This window comes from Streptomyces sp. NPDC002520, from assembly GCF_053595235.1.
The window spans coordinates 393,070-416,271 of record NZ_JBSFXG010000001.1 but is presented as its reverse complement, the minus strand read 5'-3'; the positions used below and the strand labels follow the sequence as shown (position 1 = coordinate 416,271).

17 protein-coding genes and 1 pseudogene are annotated in these 23,202 nt (G+C 70.9%); 8 read left to right on the top strand and 10 right to left on the bottom strand.

The window, feature by feature from the left end; translation table 11 throughout:
- Window positions 1–851: 851 nt before the first annotated feature.
- The 5 genes and pseudogenes from ACWD5D_RS01640 to ACWD5D_RS01620 form a co-directional block, all read right to left on the bottom strand.
- Window positions 852–981: pseudogene (locus tag ACWD5D_RS01640) on the bottom strand (MBL fold metallo-hydrolase); the annotation flags it as partial.
- A complete protein-coding gene (locus ACWD5D_RS01635) occupies window positions 981–2,072 on the bottom strand; it encodes an S-(hydroxymethyl)mycothiol dehydrogenase (protein WP_451370769.1) in 1,092 nt (363 codons plus the stop codon). The pseudogene ACWD5D_RS01640 and the gene ACWD5D_RS01635, both read right to left, overlap by 1 nt.
- 398 nt (window positions 2,073–2,470) lie before the next feature.
- Window positions 2,471–3,916, bottom strand: coding sequence for an aromatic amino acid ammonia-lyase (locus tag ACWD5D_RS01630; protein WP_451370768.1), 1,446 nt, complete (start codon window positions 3,914–3,916; stop codon window positions 2,471–2,473).
- Window positions 3,916–5,202 carry an MFS transporter gene (locus tag ACWD5D_RS01625; RefSeq protein ID WP_451370767.1) on the bottom strand — a complete coding sequence of 429 codons (1,287 nt, stop codon included), beginning with the start codon at window positions 5,200–5,202 and terminating at the stop codon, window positions 3,916–3,918. Before ACWD5D_RS01625 ends, ACWD5D_RS01630 begins: the two co-directional genes overlap by 1 nt.
- A gap of 402 nt (window positions 5,203–5,604) precedes the next feature.
- Complete coding sequence (locus ACWD5D_RS01620; protein ID WP_451370766.1) at window positions 5,605–6,420, bottom strand: HalD/BesD family halogenase; 816 nt, start codon at window positions 6,418–6,420, stop codon at window positions 5,605–5,607.
- A 134-nt stretch (window positions 6,421–6,554) separates the two neighbouring features.
- Between ACWD5D_RS01620 and ACWD5D_RS01615 the strand changes: the two genes are divergently transcribed.
- The 4 genes from ACWD5D_RS01615 (at window position 6,555) to ACWD5D_RS01600 (ending at window position 11,392) form a co-directional block, all read left to right on the top strand.
- Window positions 6,555–7,475, top strand: coding sequence for a LysR family transcriptional regulator (locus ACWD5D_RS01615; RefSeq protein ID WP_451370765.1), 921 nt, complete (start codon window positions 6,555–6,557; stop codon window positions 7,473–7,475).
- A gap of 979 nt (window positions 7,476–8,454) precedes the next feature.
- On the top strand, window positions 8,455–8,874 hold the full coding sequence (locus ACWD5D_RS01610; RefSeq protein WP_451370764.1) for a hypothetical protein: 420 nt from the start codon (window positions 8,455–8,457) through the stop codon (window positions 8,872–8,874).
- Entirely contained in the window at window positions 8,871–11,261 is a 2,391-nt protein-coding gene (locus ACWD5D_RS01605) for a tetratricopeptide repeat protein (protein WP_451370763.1), read from the top strand. Before ACWD5D_RS01610 ends, ACWD5D_RS01605 begins: the two co-directional genes overlap by 4 nt.
- Window positions 11,258–11,392 carry a DUF397 domain-containing protein gene (locus tag ACWD5D_RS01600; RefSeq protein WP_451370762.1) on the top strand — a complete coding sequence of 45 codons (135 nt, stop codon included), beginning with the start codon at window positions 11,258–11,260 and terminating at the stop codon, window positions 11,390–11,392. Before ACWD5D_RS01605 ends, ACWD5D_RS01600 begins: the two co-directional genes overlap by 4 nt.
- Before the next feature lie 112 nt (window positions 11,393–11,504).
- Here the strand turns inward: ACWD5D_RS01600 and ACWD5D_RS01595 are convergent, their stop codons facing one another.
- The 4 genes from ACWD5D_RS01595 to ACWD5D_RS01580 form a co-directional block, all read right to left on the bottom strand.
- Window positions 11,505–12,992: a cellulose binding domain-containing protein gene (locus ACWD5D_RS01595; protein ID WP_451370761.1), complete on the bottom strand. Its 1,488-nt coding sequence runs from the start codon at window positions 12,990–12,992 to the stop codon at window positions 11,505–11,507.
- Window positions 12,993–13,296: 304 nt separating this feature from the next.
- Complete coding sequence (locus ACWD5D_RS01590; RefSeq protein WP_451370760.1) at window positions 13,297–14,616, bottom strand: radical SAM protein; 1,320 nt, start codon at window positions 14,614–14,616, stop codon at window positions 13,297–13,299.
- Between the two features lie 58 nt (window positions 14,617–14,674).
- Entirely contained in the window at window positions 14,675–15,349 is a 675-nt protein-coding gene (locus ACWD5D_RS01585) for a pyridoxamine 5'-phosphate oxidase family protein (RefSeq protein ID WP_451370759.1), read from the bottom strand.
- A gap of 146 nt (window positions 15,350–15,495) precedes the next feature.
- Complete coding sequence (locus ACWD5D_RS01580; RefSeq protein ID WP_451370758.1) at window positions 15,496–15,642, bottom strand: hypothetical protein; 147 nt, start codon at window positions 15,640–15,642, stop codon at window positions 15,496–15,498.
- A gap of 251 nt (window positions 15,643–15,893) precedes the next feature.
- Between ACWD5D_RS01580 and ACWD5D_RS01575 the strand changes: the two genes are divergently transcribed.
- The 4 genes from ACWD5D_RS01575 to ACWD5D_RS01560 all read left to right on the top strand — a co-directional run bounded on the left by ACWD5D_RS01575 (window position 15,894) and on the right by ACWD5D_RS01560 (window position 22,312).
- Entirely contained in the window at window positions 15,894–17,147 is a 1,254-nt protein-coding gene (locus ACWD5D_RS01575; RefSeq protein WP_451370757.1) for an FAD-binding protein, read from the top strand.
- A 258-nt stretch (window positions 17,148–17,405) separates the two neighbouring features.
- Window positions 17,406–18,710, top strand: a complete 1,305-nt coding sequence (locus tag ACWD5D_RS01570; RefSeq protein ID WP_451370756.1) for an ROK family protein — start codon at window positions 17,406–17,408, stop codon at window positions 18,708–18,710.
- Window positions 18,698–21,580 (top strand): glycoside hydrolase family 2 TIM barrel-domain containing protein, encoded by a 2,883-nt coding sequence (locus ACWD5D_RS01565; protein WP_451370755.1) that lies wholly within the window; start codon window positions 18,698–18,700, stop codon window positions 21,578–21,580. The genes ACWD5D_RS01570 and ACWD5D_RS01565 overlap by 13 nt, the downstream gene beginning before the upstream one ends.
- 147 nt (window positions 21,581–21,727) lie before the next feature.
- The gene (locus ACWD5D_RS01560) at window positions 21,728–22,312 is read left to right on the top strand and encodes a TetR/AcrR family transcriptional regulator (RefSeq protein WP_451370754.1); all 585 of its coding nucleotides are present in this window, start codon (window positions 21,728–21,730) and stop codon (window positions 22,310–22,312) included.
- 62 nt (window positions 22,313–22,374) lie between these two features.
- Here ACWD5D_RS01560 and ACWD5D_RS01555 read toward each other — a convergent pair whose 3' ends face one another.
- The gene (locus tag ACWD5D_RS01555; protein WP_451370753.1) at window positions 22,375–23,196 is read right to left on the bottom strand and encodes an isocitrate lyase/PEP mutase family protein; all 822 of its coding nucleotides are present in this window, start codon (window positions 23,194–23,196) and stop codon (window positions 22,375–22,377) included.
- Window positions 23,197–23,202 lie beyond the last annotated feature (6 nt).

Below are 23,202 nucleotides of genomic sequence, written 5' to 3'. Positions count from 1 at the left end.
CCCGTTTCTCACTCGGTCGACGGCAGCGGCCAACGGCCACCGCAAGAAGTGAAGCCATCCTAGAAGCGCATGCATTCGGGCGCCATCGAATTCTCGCTCCGCGTCGCCTCCACACAACGGAGCTGCCGCGAAGCGGGTTGTGCAGGACACCAGCGATCTTGCTGGGCAAGGTTTCGTAAGTCTGCCGCAGACCTGAGGGCACCGCCGGATACCGGTGCCCGGCCCACCCGATTTCCACATGTCCGTCAGGGGGTCAGGAGTGATCAGGAACGTTTTGACCTGCGGCGGAGCGGGGCCGACGGACCGGCGGCGGACAGCCGGACTCACCCGATGGCCGTGGTTGACGACTGCGGTGACCTGAGCACGAAGGCAGTCCCGGTCCGATCGAGCCATGACGCTCCGGGGGCGCTGTCACCGGTCGGTTCGCCAGATGAGGGGTGCGGCCCGACCGACACCCCCTGGAGATGAAAAATTTACCCAAAACCTATTGACATTTGATATATCCGGTACATCCTGATTACCAGGCCATAACACCGAAAGAGCCACAAAGTCGACGAGGACGTCTAGCCGACGGAGTGACTTGGACAGGATGTGGCTCAAGCCCCCGGCAAGCCGGCGCGATACCGAGGCGACAGTGACGACTGAAGCGTCAGGACACGTGCAGCACTACCGGGGACTGCTTTTGGCCCTGGGAGCCTTCGCGCGAGCCTGACTGCGGCGCGAAGGCTCCCTTTCGGTCTCGCTCGAAGAGACGGCCGCCTTGCTGCGCGCCAATCAGGGCTGACCCCGTGGGGTACATCACGCGATTCACGCCGCACGCACAGCGGGACATGCTCAAGATCCCGCGCCCGGACGACGGCCTCGTGGTCGTCGCCGGCCAGCCAGACGTTGTCGTCGACCTCCCTGGTGTCGCCGTCAGAAGGTGCCGAAGGTGATGAGGCGGTCGATGCGCGCCCTCCCCGCTCCCGGTGCCGCCGCCATCACCGCACCACCGAGCGCAGCACCTCGCCGCGGTGCATCTTGGCGAACGCCTCCTCCACTTGGTCCAGGGTGATGGTCTCGGAGACGAACGCGTCCAGGCCGAGCCGCCCCTGCAGGTAGAGATCGATCAGTATGGGGAAGTCCCGCTCCGGCAGGCAATCGCCGTACCAGGAGGACTTCAGCGCTCCGCCGCGTCCGAAGACGTCCAGCAGCGGCAGCTGAAGCTCCGTCTCCGGGGTGGGCACCCCGACCAGGACGACCGTGCCGGCCAGGTCGCGGGCGTAGAAGGCCTGCCGCCAGGTCTCGGGCCGTCCCACGGCGTCGATGACCACGTCGGCGCCGAACCCGCCGGTCAGGCCCTGGATGGCGGCTACCACCGCGCCCTCGTCCATGCCGGCGGAGTTGATCGTGTGCGTGGCCCCCAGATCGCTGGCCCAGCCCAGCTTCTTGTCGTCGAGGTCGACGGCGATGACGCGCCGCGCCCCGGCCAGGACAGACCCGGCAACAGCGGCGCAGCCCACCCCGCCGCAGCCGATGACGGCCACGGTCTGCCCTCGCCGGACGGGGGCGGTGTTGACCGCTGCGCCGATCCCGGCCATCACCCCGCAGCCCAGCAGCCCGGCGACCGCGGGGTCGGCGGCGGCGTCGACCTTGGTGCACTGCCCGGAGTGCACCAAGGTCTTCTCACAGAAGGCGCCGATACCCAGCGCCGGCGACAGCGGGGTCCCGTCAGTCAGGGTCATGGGCTGGGCGGCGTTGCGGGTGTCGAAGCAGTAGTGCGGCTCCCCACGCTTGCAGGCGCGGCATTGACCGCACACCGCTCGCCAGTTCAGCACCACGGTGTCGCCTACGGCGACGTCGACGACGCCCTCACCCACTGCGGAGACCACGCCGGCGGCCTCGTGGCCCAGGAGGAAGGGGAAGTCATCGCTGATGCCACCCTCGCGGTAGTGCAGGTCAGTGTGGCAGACACCGCAGGCGGTGATGTCGACGACCGCCTCCCCTGGGCCGGGGTCAGGCACCACGATGTCGACCAACTCGACGGGTTCGCCCTTGGCTCGGGAGACGACTCCCTTGACTGTTTGCGGCATGAGGCTCCTCATCAGTGTGGGTGGATCGATGGGTTGTGCGGGACGAGTCTGCGCAGCGGTCGGCAGCGTCAGGCGAGACGCTTCATCCGGTCGTGAGGTCCTCCGCGCGCCCGGCCTGCGCGTCCCGCAGCGTGCGGCGGATGCTCCGGGCAACCGGGTCAGCGGCCTCGCCGGTGCCTTGGACTAGTTACTCGTAGCTGCTCACGAGGCGGTCGACAGGGGTGACGACGGCGGCCGTGCCGCCGTCGAAGACCTCATTGATCCGGCCTTCGGGACACGCCGCTCAAGGGGTGTTGAGCTACGTCCCGAAGGCCGGTCCCCGCTCGGCAACGGCGCGTGAACCGGGCGGGAGCCTGTGAGTTGTGCTGTCGCGGTGCTCCGGCTCGTGAGGCATTGGGTCAACTGGCGGCCAGTAACGCGGCTGCCTCGTGAATGTCTTCGGTGAGATTGCGGTCGGCGACGGATGAGTCGAGCCGCTCCGCTACGCCTTCGTAAAAGCTCCGCAGTTCGCCGTCGCCGGCTGGAACGAGCCCGCGCATCCGCAGTGCGCGAACCGCGGCCACGAGTTCACAGGCCAGTACGAGGCCGAAGTGCTCCGCCGACTCCAGCAACCGCCGGGCGCCGGCGGAGGCGAAGCTCGCATGTTCCTCCACCCCGCGCGATATGACCGCATGGCCGAGAGTCACCGGCTGTGCCGCGCCGCGCAGCTCGGCCAACGCGGACTGCGCCGCGTACTCGGTGATCATGAGGCCGCTGCTGCCGTCCTCACTCTCGGCAAGGAAGGGCGGCAGCCCGGTGAAGGCCGGTTCGAGCAGGATGCCGAGCCGGGTCGTGGAGAGCTCCGCGGTGCCCAGCAGTCCCAGCCGGAACTGGTCGAGGGCCAGCCCCAGCCGGGCCAGGTGGAAACCACCGTGGTGGTGGTAGTCCTCCGCGTCGGCGTCGAGCAGCGGGTTCTCCACGGCGGCGTTGATCTCCACGAAGAGCACCTGGTCCAGCGCGGACCAGGCGTCCAGTGCCGTGCCGTGCACCTGCGGCAGGCAGCGCAGACCGAAGGGATCCTGTACCAGGGGCGAGTCCCAGTCCGCCGCGGCCAGCAGCTCACGCATCCGCGCCGCGAGCAGCTGCGCGCCCGCGTGCGGGCGGAGGTCGTGCACATACGTGGCGTACGGCTCGGTGGAGCCGCGCAGCGCGGTCAGGGTCATTGCGGCGACCAGCGGCACCCGGTCCAGCAGATGTCCCAGATCGGTGGCGGCGAGCGCGGACTGGCCGATGGTCAGTGCGCCACTGGACATCAGGGGCAGGGCGTCCCAACGGGTCAGCTTCAACGGTGCGCAGGCGGGCCCGGAGCCGCCTCGCCAGGGCAGCTCGCCGGCCAGGGTGAGGCCGAGCTCACCGAGCGCGGAGAGGTCCCCGGTCCCGATCGCGCCCAAGGCGTGCACAGTGGGCAGGTGACCGCGGGTGAGTGCCTCGGCGATGCGGTCCACTACGGCGACGTCGACCGCCGCCCCGCCGCGCAGCAGCTGGTTCAACCGGACCGTGAGCATCGCCCGGGTCTGGTCGTCCGGCACCACCGGGCCGATTCCGCCGCTGTGGCTGCGCAGCAGTCGCATCCCGAAAGCGTCCACCGCGTCGTCCGGAACGGTCGCCGTCCGGTTGGCGCCCACACCAGTGGTGTAGCCGTAGACCCGGCGGCGGGCGGTGACCCGCTCGGCGATCCGCCGGGCATCCCGCACCCGCTCGCGGGCCTTGGCGTCCAGCACGGGCTGGGCCTGGCCTCGGGCCAGGGAGGAGACTTGGGCGGCGCTGAGCGAGTGCCCGTCGAGTGTGAGGTGAGGGTTCGTCATCAGTGGTGCCAGCCCTCGGCGGTGAGGGTGTCGCGGGTTTCAGGTGCCCAGGTCAGGCTGACGATCGTGCCGAGCAGCAGCACCAGCGCCAACCAGCCCATCGACCAGCCGACGCCGAGGCGGCTGAGGCTGACCGGCAGGACGAAGGTGCCCACCGCCGAGGCGACGCGGCTGATGCCGTTGAGAAAGCCGACGCCGGAGCCGCGCAGCGCGGTGGGGAAGAGTTCGGGCGGGTAGACCTGGGTGATGTTGGACGCCCCCGCCATCACGAACGTGTAGACGAGGAACGGGATCATGAGCACCCAGCCGGAGGCGTCGCTGAGTACGGCCATGGCCGCCAGGCAGACGGTGAGGACAGCGAAGGTGCCGATGGTGAACGGCCGGCGGCCCATCCGCTGCACCGGCCACAGGCCGATGACGCCGCCCAGCAGCAGGGCCAGGTTGAGCGCCAGGTTCTGGGTGTCGGCGTCGGAGATGTGGATGGTGCTCAGGATCAGCGACATGAAGGTGTAGATCGCGAAGTACGGAAGCACCTGGGCGCTGAAGAAGGCCGCGCCGAACCAGGTCTTGGCCGCCTGGCCGCGGGCGAAGAGGTCACGGTAGCGGGCGGCGGGCGGTTGCTCGGCGGCCGCCGTCTGCGCGGCCTCGGCGGTGGCCTCGGACTGCCCGAGGTACTTGCGGCGGATCTGCGCTGCCTCGGCGGCACGGCCGCGGGCGGCCAGCCAGCTCGGGGACTCCGGGATTCCGATCCGCAGCAGCAGCACCAGCAGAGCGGGCAGTGCCCCGCTGGCCAGCAGCCAGTGGGCGGCGCTGTCGGTGATCGGGATGTAGGTGCCCAGGATGTTGGCCAGTACGTAGCCGACGGTCCACAGCACGGTGAGCGAGCCGAGCAGGACGCCGCGCAGCCGGCGCGGGGCGAACTCCGCCAGCAGGGTCGGGCCGACGGCGTAGTCCGCCCCCAGGCCGAAGCCGATCACCAGCCGGAGCAGGAAGAGGACCAGCGGGTCGTGCGCCCAGAACTGGGCGGCGGAGGCGATCGCGATCAGTGCGAAGTTGTACAGATACAGCTTCTGGCGCCCGACCGTGTCCGCCACCCGCCCGAGCACGATGCTGCCGAAGAACAGTCCGATCAACGCGGAGGCGCCGAGCAGTCCCTGCCAGACGCCGGACAGGTGCATGGTCGTGCTGAGCACGGGCAGGACCGCGCCGATGATGCCGAGGGCATAGCCGTCGGAGAAGTTCGCACCGAAGGTGGTGGCCGTTACCCGAAGATGGAACGTGGTCATCGGTTCCGTCGGGGCGGTGCCCGAGGGATCCCTTGCTATGTGGTCGCGTGTCGCCTGCGCATCCATTGGCATGTATGACTCCCGACAGCTCTGATGTGGGGTGCCGACGGCGTCGGCACCCTGGTGGGCGCGCAGCGTCTCCTTGAGTCCCTCAGCGGACGTCTCCCGCCCGGGACGTGATGACCTGCTCGCAGAAGTGCCGTCGCCGACAGCCGCTCATGGGCCCGCTCGCCCCGCCCCCACACTTCCTCTGGTACGACGACCCCCGGTCTTCGTACGCGATCTCGAGGAGTGTGCGGATCCTCAGCGCTTGCCTGTCCGGGACGACGGGGAGAGCGCTGATCCTTGGTCGGGCGATGGGGACTCTTCACGGCTGTCGACGTGCGGGCACGCATGGCACGGTCAGGAGCTGCGGCCGTAAAAGAGCTCCTGGGTCAGCGTGTTCATCTTGTCGTCAGGCTTCGTGGAGTAGGCGAGCACAGCGTTGATACGGGTGGTGTCGCCCTGCACAGGGGTCACCCGGTGCAGGGAGTACTGGCCGCGGAACAGGCTCAGCGTGCCGGGCTCGTTCGGGAGTGTGATCCGGCCGGGCTGCTCATCCTCCAGTGCGGCGACGACGCCCGCCCTGTTCTCGTCGTCGGGGCGGCGCAGGCGGTGGTGGTACTCGTAGGCACCGCCCTCGGTGGCCGGCTGGAGCATGAGCGTGACCGCGAACGGCGAGCGGTCGAAGTGCCAGCCGAGTTCGTCACCTTCGGCGAAGATCATCAGCGATGCGGCACCCAACGGGTCGGCATATCGGTAGAACTCGGGCGTGTCGAGGGCCTGGCCGAGAAAGTTGGTGAGGGCATCCCACTCGTAGGCGATCCGCAGGGCCGAGTCGGCGCCGATGAGGTCCCAGGCGATCGCGGACTTCGAGGAGTGCTGGAGCATCGACTGCGGGTCATCGGGCGCGGAGGTCTCCGGGACGGCCTCGAAGTAGACGTTGTGCTTGGCGTCGGTGCGGTATGCCTGATCGCGCCTGGCGACCGCCTCCGCCACAAGCCGCTCCACGGCCGCCGGCCGGATGAATCCGGGCAACTGGCAGGCACCTTCGAAGGCCAGGGATGCCCGGCAGAACTCCACCAGGGCCTTGCCCTTGGGGCTGTCCAGACGGTCGATCGGGTAGCGGTCGAGGTCAATCACCTGCGACGCGCGTGTGGTCTGCTGCGACTCGGTCATCGCGCTTCCTTCCAAAGGGAGAACTTGGTGTGCGAAGAGGTTCCCGCCCCTGGCCCATCACGACAAGCGTGGTTATTTTCTACTTAACATTCCGTTTGCTTATGGGGGCTACGGTGACACAACTCTGGGCGCGCTTGGACATCCGTCACTTCGTGACGCTCGCAGAGGTGGTGCGCACGGGATCCTTCACCGCCGCTGCGGACTCACTCGGCTACACGCAATCGGCGGTCAGCCAGCAGATCGTCCGGCTGGAGAAACTGATCAACCACCAGGTCGTGAACCGCTCCCCCGGCGGCAGGTCCCTGTCGCTCACGCCCGCCGGCCGGGTGCTGATGCAGCACGCGGATGCCCTCACCACGACCCTGCAACGGCTCGCAGCCGACGTCGCGGCGCTTTCTGACGGCACGGCCGGGATCCTGCGCGTCGGCTGCTACGAGAGCGTGGGCGCCCATCTTCTGCCCCCTGCCCTCGCGCGCTTCAGGCAGGGTTTTCCCAAGATCCAAGTGGAGCTCACCGAGCTACCCGACGACGGGGACCTGCTCGATCAGGTCCAGCGAGACGACCTCGACCTGACCTTCGTCGTCTTCCCGCTGATCGAGGGCCCCTTCGCGTCGCGGGAGCTCCTCGAGGACCCCTATGTCCTCGTTGTGGCCGAGGGCTCACCGATGGCTCACGCTGTTGAACCGGTCGTCCTCGATGACCACCCGGACGTTGCGCTGACGACGTACGCCAACCTGCGTCCCGTGCACTCCATGGAGTCGCGGCTGGGCCGCCCCGGCTACGCGGACCGGGTGGTGTTCCGCAGTAACAGCACCGCGACGTTGCTCAGCCTGGCCGCGCAGAACTATGGGGTCGCGTTTGTTCCCCGAATGGCGGTGGACCCATACATCCCAGGCATACGGGTCCTTGAGCTTGCGAGGGTCAGCCCCCGGTTGATCGGCATCGCCTGGCATCGCAATCGGCCGCTCAGTGACGCCGCCGCCGGTTTCATCCAGGCCGCCGAGGCCGTCGCCTGTGAACTTGAGGCGCGAGCCCAAAAGACCTTCCCGGGCTGACGTCGAGTTCAGGCCTGAGCTCCTGTCGGCCGGCACGGGGGAACGGTCAGTTGAACAAGCCGGCGTAGGGGTCCGGCTCTGGATCGTCCCGGACCCGTACGCATCCATGAACTGCCGTTGGGCGACCGTGTGACGACGCCACGGTGGCTTCCGGTCCGACCGGGCACAAGCGTCCAACTGTCCTTTGCGGACCGCCGATGGGCCTACGGCATTGCGTCAGACGCATCACTGCCGCTACCCGGTGCGACCGCCGCCGGGGCCGTCGTCCGGACTCGTGCTGCTCGGACGAATGTCGTGCAGACTGTTGACGGTGATCACAGACGGCGGATGCGAAGGCGTGGGAACCTGAATGAGAACAGGGACATAAACCATGTCGCCGTGTCTGTACTCGGCCTTCCATGAATTCCTGTAGCACAGGATCATCTGCGGGTTACCGCGCATCGCATAGCATTGAGTTACCGACTTCGCGGGAGTCATCCGCGGTTTATTCGACAAAGGACCTGCTTCACTCGCTGATGCGCCCCGAGCACCAAGCGCGATACAGCAGGAAGCCGCGACCACAAGACCGGCGCCCCGCAAGGCTGCGTTCTTCATTCTCATCACCCGCTCATCACCCGCTCGACGAAGGTGCGATCCCTCCGGGATCCCCCTCTCCTCTCGATATACCCGTAGCTTCACGTGGTCTACCAGATTGCGTAACGAGAGCGCGCCGGGCCGGCGCGGGACACTGCCTGATCATCGACGGATATACGGCCGGCGGAAATGAAGAATTCGGGCCGGTATGTCCGGGACCTGCGTGTCGACATGTGCCGGGCCACTGAATAAAAGGGAATAAAGAGGCGCGGCCCACCGGGTGCCACACATGCGTTTCGGCCAAGATGCGGGCCACCCGGGCATCGAGGCGGCGGATGGGCTGCTCGGGCGGCGCGTGGCTGCCTATCATCGTCGTCACATGTCGAGAGGTGCGGGGGAAGCGGGCATGGATCCGGAAGTGCTGGCGCAGACCGCGGGAACGACCGTCGTGGCGTTGATGGCCACCGACGCGTGGCAGCGGACGCGTGAGGGCGTGGTGGCACTGTGGCGTCGGGTTCGCCCCGCGCAGGCCGACGAGGTCGACACGGCGCTGGAGGAGACGCGCGAGGAGATTCTCGGGGCCCTGCGCGAGGGCGACTCGGCCGGGGCCGACGACCTGGAGCGGGACTGGCGCCGCAGGTTGCGGCGGCTGCTGGCCGCGGATCCGTCCGTCGCACGGGAGCTCGAGGAGGTCCTGGCACAGGCTCGGGCGTCCCTGCCGAAGGACGAGCAACCTCCCGTTCCCTCGGTGCGGTTGGAGGCACACGCGTCGGGGAGCGCGCGGATCTATCAAGCCGGCCGCGACCAGCGCATCATCGAGCGATGACGGAGGGTCCGGGCACTTCGCGAGCGGATCAGGTCCTGCGGGCCGTCGCCGACGGAAGCGGTCGCGTCTACCAGGCCGCCGGCCACCAGATCATCGTGGAGTACTCCGTCCACCAGGACGAACGGCCGTCGCCGGGTGCGGGGTTGGTGTGGTCGAGCCCCGAGTCGGTGCGTACTCCCCTGGTCACTCCGCTCGGTTCGCCCTTCCGTGACCGCGTCGACGTACGAGAGGCCCTCCTGCGGGACATCCGCGATCCGGCGACGGCGGCGAGCGGGCTGCACGTCGTGCACGGCATGGCCGGGAGCGGAAAGACGGCGCTGGCCCAGACGGTGTTCGACGAGGCGATGTCCGGCCACGGCGTCGTGGGCCTGTGGGTCAACGCCTGTGACAGTTCGTCGTTCAGGTCCGGGATGCTGGCCGTGGCCCACGATCGCGGTGCCACGCAGCGCGAGGTCGACGCCGCCCGGGAAGGTCGTCGCGCGGACGCGGATCTGGTCTGGCATTACCTGGACCGCTCGCCCGAGCCCTGGTTCCTTGTCCTCGACAACGCGGACGACCCCTCGCTGTTCCGGCACGGTGCCTGGCTGCGGTCGAGCAGACGCGGCGTCGTGCTGGTCACGACCCGGCACCGGGACGCCCCCGAGTGGCGCCGCGGTGCCACCCATCGCCTGGACGTCCTGGACCTCTCCCATGCCGTGGACGTCCTTCGGGATCTCGCGGTCAGCACGAAGGACGTGGCGAAGCTGGAGCTGCTGGCACGGCGGCTCGGCTGTCATCCGCTCGCGCTGTCTCTCTCCGGCGCCTACCTGGGCCGACAACTCCTGGAGGCGGTCTCCGTGGACGAGTACCTGAAGCGCCTCGACTCCGACCCGGCGCTCCTCGACCGCGGGGCGGCGCCCGGCGAGCAGGAACTGCGCCGACTGATCACCAGCACCTGGCAGGTCTCCCTCGACGCGCTCTCCGAACAGGGTGTGCCCGAGTCGACGACACTGCTCAGGCTGCTGTCGTGCTTCGCTTCGGCGCCCCTGCCGGTGGGTGTTCTCGCTCCGGCCGGTATCGACGGCACAGGGCTGCCCGATGCCTGTCCCCCGCTGACCGGCGATCGCGCGAACCTCGCTCTGGAACGGCTCGTCTCGCATTCCCTGGTCTCGATCCTGGACGCGCCGGCCGGGTCAGGACGTGCCGACGTCCGCAGCGTGCAGGCCCACCCGCTGCTTCTGGAGACGGTCGCGGCACGCATGCCGGCCGACCAGCGAACCCTGGTGCTGGAGGCCGCCGCCGATCTGCTGCGGCGGCTCCTGTCGACGGCCCCCGGCCACTACGTCGACACGCACACCCTGCGGTTGTTCACGCCGCACGCCTCCGCCCTGCTCGGGCATGCCGCCGCGCTGCGCGCCGGGACCGCCACAGAGGCGGCGTTGTCCATCGTGCGCGACCTGCGTGACCAGGCGTTCGTACGCGGGGACTTCCCCACCGCGCGGGCGCTCGCCGACGACGCGGTCCGGGTCGCGCGCGACCCGGATGCCGAGGACGCGCTGACCGACCGGCACGAGCGCGGGCGCGCGCTAGCGGCCCTCGGCCGCTTCGACGAGGCGGCCGAGTTGCACCGGGCGACGTTGCGGGCCCGGGAGGACCTGCTGGGCGTTGATCATCCGGACACCCTGGACAGCGCCCACGCCCTGGGCATCGCCCTGTACGGCCTGGGCCGGTGGGCGGAGGACGAGGAGTACATGGGCCGGGCGGCAGAAGGCCGCGCGGCGGTCCTCGGCCCCGCGCACCCGGACACGATCGACAGCCGAGGAAGGCTGGCCGAGGCGATCGGGCAGCAGAAGCGCTGGTCCGAGGCCCGCCGGCTGGCAGCGGAGAACCTGACGGTCAGCGAGCGGGCGCTGGGCGCCGATCACCCCCACACGCTCCTGAGCCGGATCGCGCTGGCGTGGGTGCTCGCCGGCACCGGGGAGTGGGACGAGGCGGAGACCCACACCCGCGCCACCCTGGAGGGCAGCGAGCGCGTCCTGGGGCCCGATCACCCGCGTACGCTCGCCGCGCGGCAGCGCCTCGCGGACGTCCTGTCCCATCTCGGCCGATGGCAGGAGGCGCTGGAGGCGGCGCGGACGGTACGTGCGGTGCGGCAGCAGGTCCTCGGTCCGGAGCATCCGCACACCCTCTCCGTCGAGATCGTGCTGTCCCGGATCCTGTGCGGAATGGGGCGCTCGGACGAGGCGAGGGAACTGGCCGCGCGTACGCTCGCCGTCTGTGCCCGTGTGCTGGGAGACGATCACCCGGACACGCTGGCCTGCCGGGCGGCGGGCGAGGCGGCCGCGGAAGCAGTTCACTCGACGCCGGAGCGATCCGGCACCGTTGACCAGGAGGACCAGGAGTCGTGACCGAGCCGATACGGGTGTGGCGCAAGAGCAGTTACAGCGGCGCCGACAACGGCTGCGTCGAAATCATGTTCCCCCCCCCCCGCCGGAACGGGCCCCGATTCGTGACTCGAAGGTGCCCGGGGGTCCGGTGATCGACTTCGTGGATCACTCGTGGGAGTTCTTCGTCGAGGCCGTCCGGCGCGGCGAATTCGCCAGGCCCTGACCGAGTCACCTCGCGGGACCGCGTCACCTCGCGGGACCACGTCAACTCGTCGTGCAAGGACTCCCGTTGAGCGCGAAGTCGGAAGGCGCCCGGTTTCCGTCCCGCCACGTGCCGACGAACCCGAAGGTGAAGGCCGAGTGGGCGGCCACGGACTTGTTGTAGTCGCGGGCGGCGGCGGTGACACGGGCGCCGTCCTGACGGGCGGCCGCGTCCCACATCCGGCCGACCTCCTGGCCGTCGCGGAAGGTCCAGCCGACCTGCCAGTCGGTGAGTGCCTCGTCGGTGGTGACCGTCAGGGAGGCCTGGAAACCGGTGCTCCACTCACTGTCCAGGTGGTAGGAGACCCGGCAGGTGGTGGCGGAGGAGGCCGAGCGGCCAGGGGTGGGGGTGGAGGTGGGAGTCTCGGCGGAGGTGCCCTGGGGTGCGGGCTCCGGGTTCCTTTCGCGGGTTCGGCCCCCCGTACGGGTCGCGGAGGGGGCGAGGGAGGGGCCGGACGACGGGGCCGAGGGGGCGGGACCGGATGCGGTGCCGGAGGTGAGAGTGCCGGGGTCGGCGACCGTCTGCCGGTCGTCGTGGGCGGCGGCCCGGTCCTCGCCGGAGCCGTCGAACGGCATCATCGAGACGCCGAGTGCCAGCGCGGACAGCAGGACGGCGGCGGCGAGCAGCCCGCCGCGCAGGACGCGGTGGCGGCCCGCGTTCTCCTCGGAATCACCGGTGCCGCCCGGCGTGGGGCCGTCCGCGCCGAGGCGGACCTCGGCGGCGCGGCGCCGGCGTTCCAGATAGGCGAGGCCGCCCCAGCCGATGACCCCGCCGGCCAGCGCCGCGGGCAGGCCGCCACCGTGCAGACGCAGGCAGGCGGCCGCCTCGGCGCACCGCACGCACGTGGCGAGGTGCCGGGAGAGGTCCTCGGGCGTGTCGGCGGCGGGCGAGCGGGTGACCCCGTCCAGCAGGCGGGCGTAGCTGCGGCACCGCGCGTCCATCGGGGTGTCGCGGTGGGCGCGCTGGCAGCGGTCGCGGAACAGCACGCGGACCTGGTCGAGTTCCTCGGCGGCGGTGTCCGGGTCCAGGCCCAGGCGGCGGGCCACGGTGGGCAGGGGCAGCGCCTCCACCTCGGCGAGCCAGAGCAGTGAGGCGTCCGCCTCCTGCATGTCCCTGAGGCCGCGCAGGGCGATCGGGCGCTGCAGGGGAGGTCCGGTGTAACGGGCCGCCTTGCCCGAGTTGAGCCACAGCCTGAGGTCGGGGTCGAGCTTGTCGCCCTGGCCGTCGGCCTCCCACGCGGCGGCCGTGGCACGGACGGCGGTGAGCAGTTCCGGGATCATCGGCAGCCGTGCGGAGCGCCGGCCCGGACCGCGTAAGGACGAGCCCGCGGCGCGCACCTCGCGCATACCGGCCGTGAAGGCCTCGGTCGCCAGCTGGTGCGCCGCCAGGGAGCCGGCGGTGCACAGGTCGGCGTAGGAGAGCACCGCGTCCCAGCACTCGGAGAACAGCGCGGACTCGGTGGCGTCCTGAGGGGCCGGCAGGTCGGGCATGGGACTCCTGCATCCACGAGCGAGGTCAACTCGCCACAGAACAATGGGAGTTGAGGGGAGACCTCGCGGCGGGCAGGAGCCTTTCACGTCATCCACACAACTGACAAGCGGCATCTGCGAATACGGTGACCGCTCGTCGCTGGGCGTGACCGCGAAACGCCCGGCCCGCAACTCCGGCGTGGAGTACGGACGCGGGCGTCCCGGTGTTCAATGTGCCGGCGGTTCTCTGTCCGACGCCTCGCCGGCTCGCGCCGGCTCAGACCTCCGCCGGCTCAGACCTCCGCCGGCTCAGACCTCCGCCGGCTCAGACCTCCGCCGGCTCCTCGGCGGGCAGACTGTCCATGAAGGAGCTGACGGAGAACACCGCGCGGCCGGGGCCGGGCGGGCCGTAGCCGGGCGGGGAGGAGAGGCCGAAGTCCTCCATCGTCGACCGGTAGGCCTCCAGCAGACGGATGTGGTACTCCAGCGGCGCGCCCTGCGGGTTGGCCTTGCCGAGCGGGGTGGTGGGCTCGGGGCACCAGGTGGTGAAGCGGGGGGTGATGCCCTGCGACATGAAGAAGCGCAGGCCCTCGGTCGTGGAGGCGATGGCCTCGTCGACGGTGGTGAAGCCGAACGGCTCGGCCATCTCCACGCCCGCCACGAAGTTGGGGATCACGTTGCGCGCGCCGAAGATCTCCGCCGAGTCGAGGATCCGCTTGTGCCACTCGTCCCGGCCGACGTAGCGCTCCTTGCCGGGGCAGTACAGCTCGAACAGCCGGCGGTCCCACACCTCGAAGTTGGGGTGGTAGATCTGCACGCCGTAGTCCTTGAACCGCTGCACGTCGTCCTTGGGCAGCGCCTGCGCGACGACCTTGCCGATCCAGCGGCCCGGGAAGCGCTCCTCGATGGCCTTGGCGTAGTGGCCGTAGAAGTCGGCCTCGTCCCGCCCGGCGACGGTCTTGGTGATGGCGCCGCCGGTGAGGGTGTAGGCGGTGGACGTCTTCTGGGTGTCGTACCGGTCGATGATCTCGAGGGCCTCGAGGACCTCCTCGACGTCCTTCACACCGGTGTACGGGCGCCCGGCCGCCTTGTGCTGGCGCCAGTTGTGGTTGATGTCGCAGTACTGGCACTCCTCCTTGGCGCCGAAGTACTGGCAGACCCGGAAGACGGTCAGGTAGATCAGGTAGCCCCACTGGATGGTGGGGGCGACCTCCATGACGGACTTCCCGTTGGAGAGGGTGTGGCGGTAGTACTCGGGCATCGGCGGCACACCGACGTCGGCGATCCGCTTCCCGTCGAGGTAGAGGCCGAGCAGCCCCTCGTCGTCGGCGGCGACCCGGTACGGCGAGGCCGGATTCACCCGTACGGAGACCACCGTACGGCGCAGGTCGTACGGGCCGCCCGTGAGGATGATCTCCTCCGGGGGCCGGCGCAGCGCGGCCTCGCCCAGTTCCGGCAGGGTGCCGTGGTCGAAGGAGAAGATGAAGTACGACTTCGGCTTGACCTCACCGCTCTCGTTGTCGCTCAGGGCGGACGGGTCGAAGGCGACACCGCCCCGGAGCAGGTCCTCCTTGAAGACGGCTTCCCTCGGCACGTGCGGGAAGCGCTCCATCAGATCCTCGACCAGCGCGGTACGGCTGCCCATCCCGTTTCTCCTCCCGGCTCAGGCGTACGGCTCCTCACGGTATGCCCCCGCCCGCGCGTCAGCCGTGGCGGGTCCCCTCTCGCCGCGCGATGTGTCCCGGAACCGGAACGTCCGGCGGCAGCACCGGGTCGGCCACGGGGGTGCCCCAGACGGTGGTCAGCGGCAGGGTCCCGGCCCACAGCCCCAGCTCGGCGTCGGGTCCGTCGCCGTCCTCGGGGGCGCCGGTGCGGATCTTGACCGAGGCCTCTTCCAGGGAGAGGGCGAGGAGGGTGGTGGCGGCGAGTTCCTTACGGTTCGGCAGGCGGGCGTACGACCATTGACCGGGCGTGGCGTGCTCGGTGAGCCGGCGCAGGCCCGCCAGCTTCTCCTCCGGGTCGGTGACTTTGCGGGCCTCGCCGTGGATCACGGCGCTGCGGTAGTTCACCCCGTGCTCGAAGACCGACCGGGCCAGCACCAGTGCGTCGACGTGCGTGACGGTGACGCAGACGGGAACGCCGCCCGCGAGACTGCGGCTCGCCACGGACCCGTGGAGGTACAGCTGCCGCTCGTCGCGGCCGTACACGGTCGGCACGACCAGCGGCCGCCCCTCGACCACCACACCCAGGTGGCAGACGAACCCGGCGTCCAGGATCGCCTCGAGATCGGCCCGCTCCCGGCTGCCCTGCTCGCGCAGGCGACGGTGCCGGGTGAGGTCGGTCTCGGGGAGCTGCGAGGGGAGGGCGTCTGAGGTCATGGCCGGTCAATCTACTGAAAGCGCAGTCAGAGAGCCATGAATTTGCGAAAACGCTTTATCGGCGGCAATTGATCAACGAAATCCGCGCCCATCCGATCCTGCGCGATCCGCTGTCCCGCCGTCCGATCCTGCGCGATCCGTCGGATTCACGCCGTCCGATCCAGATCCGCAAGGCCGACTGCGTGCCGGAGACCGTCGCCCGCCACCAGGAGCCCGGCCTCCTCGACCACCGTCCGCCCGAGCCGGGCCAGTTCGTTGCCCTCCGAGCCGGCGAGGTTCGGCGAGCTCGGCACCGGGCGCCTGAGCGCCGTACTCGATGTCACCGACCCCAACTCGGGACTGCAAGGGACCGCTCGGGACCGCTGAGGAACGGCCCCGCGGCGACACGGCCACGGCTCGCGGCGACTCGGAGACGGCGCTCACGGCGACTCGGAAACGGCGCTCGCGACGGCTCCGGACGTACGGGACGGCAACCGGTCTCCACCGTAGGTCGCCGCGGATGAGAGGGTCAACGCGGACGCACTCTCCGGGAAGGACGACAGCGATGACGGATTCGCCGCAGGCGGTCACCAACTGGGCGCGCAACATCACTTACACGGCCGGGGAGTTCCACCGGCCGGACTCCCTCGACGCGCTCAGGGCCCTGGTGGCCGGCAGTGCGAAGGTGCGGGTGCTGGGCAGCGGCCACTCGTTCAACCGCATCGCGGATCCGGGCGGTGAGGGCGTGCTGCTGTCGCTCGCCGCTCTTGCGCCGGTCGTCGACGTGGACACCGCGGCCCGTACGGCACGCGTCTCGGGCGGCGTCCGGTACGCGGAACTCGGCCGCACCCTCCACGCGCACGGCCTCGCCCTGCCCAACATGGCCTCGCTGCCGCACATCTCGGTGGCGGGCTCCGTGGCCACCGGCACGCACGGCTCGGGGGTCGGCAACGGACCGCTCGCGGCGGCGGTGCGGGAGGTGGAACTGGTCACGGCGGACGGCTCGACGGTGACGATCGCCCGCGGCGACGCCCGCTTCGACGGGGCCGTCACCTCGCTCGGCGCGCTCGGCGTGGTCACCGCGCTCACGCTCGACCTGGAGCCGTCGTACGAGGTCGAGCAGCACGTGTTCACCGAACTGCCGCTCGCCGGGCTGGACTACGAGAGGGTGGCGGGGGCGGCGTACAGCGTGAGTCTGTTCACCGACTGGCGGGAGCCCGGCTTCCGGCACGTGTGGGTGAAGCGGCGCACCGACCAGGCGCCGGTGGACTTCCCGTGGGCCGAGCCGGCGGCCGAGGCGGTGCACCCGGTGCCGGGGATGCCCGGGGTGAACTGCACCGCTCAGTTCGGGGTACCGGGGCCCTGGCACGAGCGACTGCCGCACTTCCGGGCGGAGTTCACTCCGAGCAGCGGGGCGGAGTTGCAGTCGGAGTATCTGATGCCCCGGTCGACCGCCCTCGATGTGCTGCGTGCGCTCGACGGCATCCGGCCCACGATCGCCGGTGTGCTGCAGACCTGCGAGGTGCGTACGGTCGCCGCGGACCCGCAGTGGCTCAGCCCGGCCCACGGCCGCGACTCGGTCGCGGTGCACTTCACCTGGGTCGCGGACGCGGCGGCGGTGCTCCCGGTGGTGCGCCGGGTCGAGGAGGCGTTGGACGCCTTCGATCCCCGCCCGCACTGGGGCAAGGTGTTCGCGATGCCGGCGGCGGCCGTCCGTCGGCGCTACGCACGCCTGACCGACTTCCGGGCCCTGGCCGGCACCCTCGACCCCACCGGCACGTTCACCAACGCGTTCGTCCGGGACATCCTCGGCGACTGACGCCTGCCCGCGCCTGGCCGCACTCGGCCGCGCTGCCCCGCCCCAGCTCCTTCATCCCGGCCCCCTCCCCGGCACGCCCGGCTCCTCCTGGCTTCCCCAGGCTTCCCCGGGTTTCCCCCGGCTTCCCCGGGTTTCCTCCCCCGCTTTTTCCACCCCCTTTCGTAACCCCTTGTCGAAAGTCCCCCCTGGCCCTAGCCTGGCGCCGGCCGGTGCTCCTGACGCACCGGCCGCCGCAGGAGGGGTTGGGAGGGCAGCTCCGTGAAGCGCACCTCACGGGACATCCGCACCGCGAACCGCTACGAGGTGCTGCGCCAGATCATCGCCGTGTCGCCCACCTCCCGGCAGGAGCTGGCGGCGGCCACCGGACTGAGCCTGGCCACGGTCGCCACGCTCGTCGGCGAGCTGCTGGGCCTGCGGCTGATCACCGAGGTCGGCTTCGAGGACTCCTCCGGGGGCCGCCCCCGGGGCCTGGTCGCCGTCGACACGTCCGGGGGCGCGCTGATCGGTGTCGACATCGCGGAGACGTACGTCCATGCCGAGCTGTTCGACCTGTCGCTGAACGTGCTGGCCCGCGCCGAGGAGGAGGTGCGGCCCGGCGCGAGCCGCCCGGAGCAGGTGGCCGGCCAGGTCGTCGCCGCCGTCGGCTCGGTGGTCGCGCGGGCGGAGGCCGGGGCGGCGACCCGAGTGCTGGGGGTCGGTGTCAGCATGCCGGGCCAGGTGGACCGGGACACCGAGGTCGTGGAGTACGCGGCCAACTGGAACTGGCGCGACGTCCCGTTGCTCGACCTGCTCGGTGAACATCTGCCGTATCCCCTCTACTTGGACAATCCGCTGCGCGCCTGCACGGTGGCCGAGCTGTGGTTCGGGGCCGCGCGGGGCCGTACGGACGCCGTGGTGGTGAACCTGGGCACCGGTGTCGGCGCGGGGCTGGCGCTCGGCGGCGGCCTGCACCGGGGTGTGAGCAACAGCGCGGGCGAGTGGGGGCACACCACACTCGTGCTGGACGGCCGGCCCTGCCACTGCGGCGATCGGGGGTGCGTGGAGACGTACGTCGGCGCGCCGGGCATCATGCAGAACCTGCGCGAACTCAGCCCGCGATCCCCGCTGTTGCACCCCGGGAACCAGACGGCCACGATCGACGCGCTGGCCGGGGCCGTGGCCGCGAACGACCCGGTGGCGCTCGACGTGCTCCGGGACACCGCCCGTTACCTGGGCGCCGCGATCTCCGACCTGATCAACCTCCTCAACCCCGAAGTGGTCGTTCTCAGCAGCTGGGTGGCGGCCCGGCTGGGCGAGCCGCTGCTCCGGGAGGTCCGTGCGGCCGTCGCCCGGCGCGCGCTCGGCCGTCCCCTGGCCGCCACCGAGATCGTCCTCTCCCCGATTCCCACCGACCCCGTGTCCCTCGGCGCGGCCACCTTCGCGCTGGAGGGGGTCCTGCGGTCCGCCGGGCAGCGGACCGGTCCGAACGCCGCGCCACCCGCCGGCCACCCGCGCGCGGCGGGGCGGCAGAGCCGTACATCGCTGTTCCCTCGTGCTGAGCTAGGAGACCGATGGCTTCCCTGACCACCACCGACTACGTCGAGGACGTCTCCCCGGGCAGCGGGGCGCTGCCGCCCCGGGCCTGGTACGCGTCCTCGGACGCCAAGGCCCTCTCCCTGAACGGCGACTGGCGCCTGCGGCTGTCCGGCACGGCCGACGCCGAGGACGACTCCTTCGCGCAGGAGGGGTACGACGCCGACGGCTGGGCCGAGGTGCCGGTCCCCGGGCACTGGGTCCTGCAGGGCCACGGTTCCCCGATCTACACCAACCACCGCTTCCCCTTCCCCGTGGACCCGCCCCGCGTCCCGACGGAGAACCCGACCGGCGACCACCTGCGCGTCTTCGACCTGCCCGGCGACTGGCCGGACCTCTCGGACGGCGGGGCGGTGCTCCGCTTCGACGGCGTGGAGTCCTGCGCCCGCGTGTGGCTGAACGGCACCGACCTCGGCGAGTTCAAGGGCTCCCGGCTGCCGCACGAGTTCGCGGTCGGCCATCTGCTGAAGCCCGCCGGCAACGTCCTGGCGGTCCGGGTCCACCAGTGGTCGGCGGGCTCGTACCTGGAGGACCAGGACCAGTGGTGGCTGCCGGGCATCTTCCGTGACGTCACCCTGCTGCACCGCCCGGCCGGCTGCGCCCTCGACTACTTCGTGCACGCCTCCTACGACCACGTCACCGGCACCGGCACCCTGCGCGTCGACTCCGACGTGGACGGCCGGGTGACCGTCCCCGGCCTCGGTGCCGACATCGCGACCGGTGAGTCGGTGACCGTGCCGGTCGAGCCGTGGTCGGCCGAGACGCCGAGGCTGTACGACGGCGTACTGGCCACCGAGGGCGAGCGGATCCCGCTGCGCATCGGCTTCCGCACGGTGGAGCTGTCGGACGGCCTGATCAAGGTCAACGGGAAGGCCGTCCTCCTCAAGGGCGTCAACCGGCACGAATGGCACCCGCGGAAGGGCCGCGCGCTGGACCTCGCGACCATGCGCGAGGACGTGACCCTGATGAAGCGGCACAACATCAACGCCGTCCGCACCTCCCACTACCCGCCGCACCCCGCCTTCCTCGACCTGTGCGACGAGCTGGGCCTGTGGGTGATGGACGAGTGCGATCTGGAGACCCACGGCTTCACCGAGCAGGGCTGGCGGGACAACCCCGTCGACGACGACCGCTGGACCCCGGCCCTCCTCGACCGCGCCGCCAGGATGGTCGAGCGGGACAAGAACCACCCCTCGGTCGTCATCTGGTCCCTCGGCAACGAGGCCGGCACCGGCCGCGGCCTGACCGCGATGGCCGAGTGGATCCACGACCGTGACCCGGCGCGGCTCGTGCACTACGAGGGCGACATCGACTGCCGTGACACGGACATGTACTCACGCATGTACGCCGACCACGCCGAGGTCGCGCGCATCGGCAGGCGCCAGGACGGCGGCACCCACAAGCGCCGCGAACTCCCCTTCATCCTCTGCGAGTACGCCCACGCCATGGGCAACGGCCCCGGTGGACTCGCCGACTACCAGCGGATCTTCGAGTCGTACGACCGGCTCCAGGGCGGATTCGTCTGGGAGTGGATCGACCACGGCATCGAGGACGAGCGGTACGGCCACGCCTACGGCGGCGACTTCGGCGAGGAACTGCACGACGGCAACTTCGTCTGCGACGGCCTGCTCTTCCCGGACCGGCAGCCCTCCCCCGGGCTGATCGAGTTCAAGAAGGTGATCGAGCCGGTCACGATCGAGGGCGTGGGCGTCGGCGGCACGGTCCGGGTCACCAACAAGTACGACTTCGCCGACCTGTCGGCGCTGGCCTTCACCTGGTCGTACCAGGTGGACGGGGAGACGGTCGGGACGGGCGCCCTGACGGTCCCCGCGCTCGCACCCGGTGAGTCGGCCGAGGTGAAGCTGCCCGATCCGCCGGTCACGGCCCCGCAGGGCGAGGCTCTCTGGACGGTACGGGCGCTGCTCGCGACCGACACCCCCTGGGCGGCGAAGGACCACGTCGTCGCCTGGGGCCAGTTCACCGTGTCGCAACGCCGGGCCCCGTCGCTCGAGCCGACGGCCGCGCCGGTGTCCGGCACGGCGAACGGCCGGATCACGCTCGGCCCCGCGTCCTTCGACGCCCGCTCCGGCGCGCTGCGGACGATCGGCGGGGTGGACGTCACCGGACTGCGCCTGGACGTGTGGCGGGCGACGACCGACAACGACGACGGCGCCCCCTGGCAGCCCGACCTCCGCCACGGCCTGCTGTGGCGCGGACTCGGCCTGCACCGTATGCGGCACCGTCTGGACGCGGTGGACCTGGACGACGACGCGCTGACGGTCCGCACCCGGGTGGCGCCGGCCGCCGCGGAGATCGGGCTGGCCACGGTGTACCGCTGGACGTCGGACGGCGACCGTCTCCGGCTGACCGTGTCCGTCACCCCGGAGGGCGACTGGCGCGTACCACTGCCCCGGCTCGGCATCCGCTTCGCATTGTCCGCGGCCGACCGTGTGCGCTGGTACGGCGGCGGGCCGGGCGAGGCCTACCCGGACAGCGCACTGGCCTCCATGACCGACCTCTGGCAGTCGACCGTGGACGACCTGCAGACCCCGTACGTCCGTCCCCAGGAGAACGGAGCCCGCGCCGACGTCCGCTGGGCCGAGCTGGGCGGCCTGCGCGTCGAGGGCGACCCGGAGTTCTACTTCACCGCCCGCCGCTGGACCACCGAGCAACTGGACGCCGCCGGGCACCGCACCGACCTCAGCCCCGGCGACACCGTGTGGGTGAACCTCGACCACGGCCAGCACGGCCTCGGCTCCCAGTCCTGCGGCCCCGGCCCGCTCCCCCAGTACTACCTGCGGGCCGAGCCCGCCCGGTTCTCCTTCGTCTTCTCCCCGACCGAAACCCCGAAGACCGACTGACCGACCCGACCGACCCGACCGACCTGACCAACTGCCCGACTGCCCGACTGCCCGACTGCCCGACTGCCCGACACAAGACCACCGACCCACCTCCTAGACACTCTAGGATCCAGCCTAGGAATCCTAAGAACGTCCAGGAGGTGGCTCGTGGCGCGAGCAGGGCTCACCGTTGACCGACTGGTGGCGGCCGCCGCCGAACTCGCCGATGAGGCGGGCTTCGAGAGTGTCACCCTGTCCGCGCTGGCCCGGCGGTTCGGTGTGAAGGACGCGAGTCTGTACTCGCACGTCCGGAGCCTGAACGACCTGCGGACCCGGCTCGCGCTGTACGCGGGCGGTGAGTTGATCGACCGGATCGCGGAGGCGGTGGCCGGGTGGGCGGGCAAGGACGCGTTGACCGCGTTCGCGAACGCCTACCGCGCCTACGCCCTGGAACACCCCGGGCGGTACGCCGCCACCCAGATCCCCATCGACCAGTCCCTGATCGCCGACACCCCCGCCCTGCGCCGCACGGCCGACATCACGTACGGCATGCTGCGCGCCTACGACCTCGACGAACCCGACCTGACGGACGCCGTACGCCTGCTGCGCAGCACCTTCCACGGCTACTGCGCCCTGGAGTCCACGGGCGGCTTCGGCGCGGACCGGGACGTCCGGGCCTCCTGGGACAAGGCGGTCGACGCCCTCCACCTCGCCCTCACGCACTGGCCCCGGGAAGGGAAGAACGATGACTGAGGAGACCTCGTACGCCTACGACGTCACGCGCAGCGGTCCCGTCCTGCTGCCCGCACCCTCGATCACCCCGTGAAGGTCGTCGACCTGCTCACCGAGACGCTCCTCTCCAGCGCGCACACCTCGTCGTAGGAGGGCGTCGCACCGCCCGGCGCCCGGCCGGCCGCGATGTCGGCCATCGCGTCCAGGGCCGCGCCCAGCGCCCGCCGGTAGAGCAGCGAGCCGAGGCTGACCCTGCGGACGCCCAGGTCGGCGAGCTGGGCAACGGTGGGGCCGGCGGGCGAGTAGAGGATGTTGAGCGGGGCGTCGAGGTGCCGGACGAGGGTCTCGATCCGGCCGGGGTCGGTCAGGCCGGGCACGAACACACCGTCGGCGCCCGCCTGCCGGTAGGCGTCGAGGCGGCGCAGGGTCTCCGCCTCGGCGTCCCTGCCGTGCCCGTCGCCCAGCCAGTACGTGTCCGTACGGGCGTTGACGAAGAGGCCGGGCACGGCCGCCTTCACCGCGGCGATCTTCGCGGCGTGCCGAGCGGCCGGGCCGAGCCCGTCCTCCAGGTTGATACCGACGGCGCCGACGGACCACAACTCGCGTGCGAACTCGGCGACTTCGCACGGGTCGTCGGAGAATCCGTCCTCCGCGTCGACGGAGAGCAGGTAGGGCTCGGAGCCGAGCGTGAGGGCGAGCCGCAGGGTGTGCTCGCGGGTCGCGGCCTGACCGTCGGGGAGGCCGACGGCCGCCGCCACGGCAAGGCTCGTCGTGGCGATGGCGGCGAAGCCGCGGGCCGCGAGGGCGGCCGCCGAGGCGTGGTCCCATGCGTTGGGCAGGAGCAGTGGCTCGCCGGGGCGGTGGTGGAGTGCGGCGAACGATGTCACGGCTTGTTCTGCGGTCATACGTCC

What these genes read in the sequence shown, in the direction of transcription:
- ACWD5D_RS01625 (WP_451370767.1), bottom strand. Translation starts at nt 5,202, where the DNA reads ATGACCACGTTCCATCTTCGGGTAACGGCCACCACCTTCGGTGCGAAC.
- ACWD5D_RS01595 (WP_451370761.1), bottom strand. Translation starts at nt 12,992, where the DNA reads ATGCCCGACCTGCCGGCCCCTCAGGACGCCACCGAGTCCGCGCTGTTC.
- ACWD5D_RS01635 (WP_451370769.1), bottom strand. Translation starts at nt 2,072, where the DNA reads ATGCCGCAAACAGTCAAGGGAGTCGTCTCCCGAGCCAAGGGCGAACCC.
- ACWD5D_RS01555 (WP_451370753.1), bottom strand. Translation starts at nt 23,196, where the DNA reads ATGACCGCAGAACAAGCCGTGACATCGTTCGCCGCACTCCACCACCGC.
- ACWD5D_RS01630 (WP_451370768.1), bottom strand. Translation starts at nt 3,916, where the DNA reads ATGACGAACCCTCACCTCACACTCGACGGGCACTCGCTCAGCGCCGCC.
- ACWD5D_RS01620 (WP_451370766.1), bottom strand. Translation starts at nt 6,420, where the DNA reads ATGACCGAGTCGCAGCAGACCACACGCGCGTCGCAGGTGATTGACCTC.
- ACWD5D_RS01565 (WP_451370755.1), top strand. Translation starts at nt 18,698, where the DNA reads ATGGCTTCCCTGACCACCACCGACTACGTCGAGGACGTCTCCCCGGGC.
- ACWD5D_RS01575 (WP_451370757.1), top strand. Translation starts at nt 15,894, where the DNA reads ATGACGGATTCGCCGCAGGCGGTCACCAACTGGGCGCGCAACATCACT.
- ACWD5D_RS01585 (WP_451370759.1), bottom strand. Translation starts at nt 15,349, where the DNA reads ATGACCTCAGACGCCCTCCCCTCGCAGCTCCCCGAGACCGACCTCACC.
- ACWD5D_RS01605 (WP_451370763.1), top strand. Translation starts at nt 8,871, where the DNA reads ATGACGGAGGGTCCGGGCACTTCGCGAGCGGATCAGGTCCTGCGGGCC.
- ACWD5D_RS01610 (WP_451370764.1), top strand. Translation starts at nt 8,455, where the DNA reads ATGGATCCGGAAGTGCTGGCGCAGACCGCGGGAACGACCGTCGTGGCG.
- ACWD5D_RS01590 (WP_451370760.1), bottom strand. Translation starts at nt 14,616, where the DNA reads ATGGGCAGCCGTACCGCGCTGGTCGAGGATCTGATGGAGCGCTTCCCG.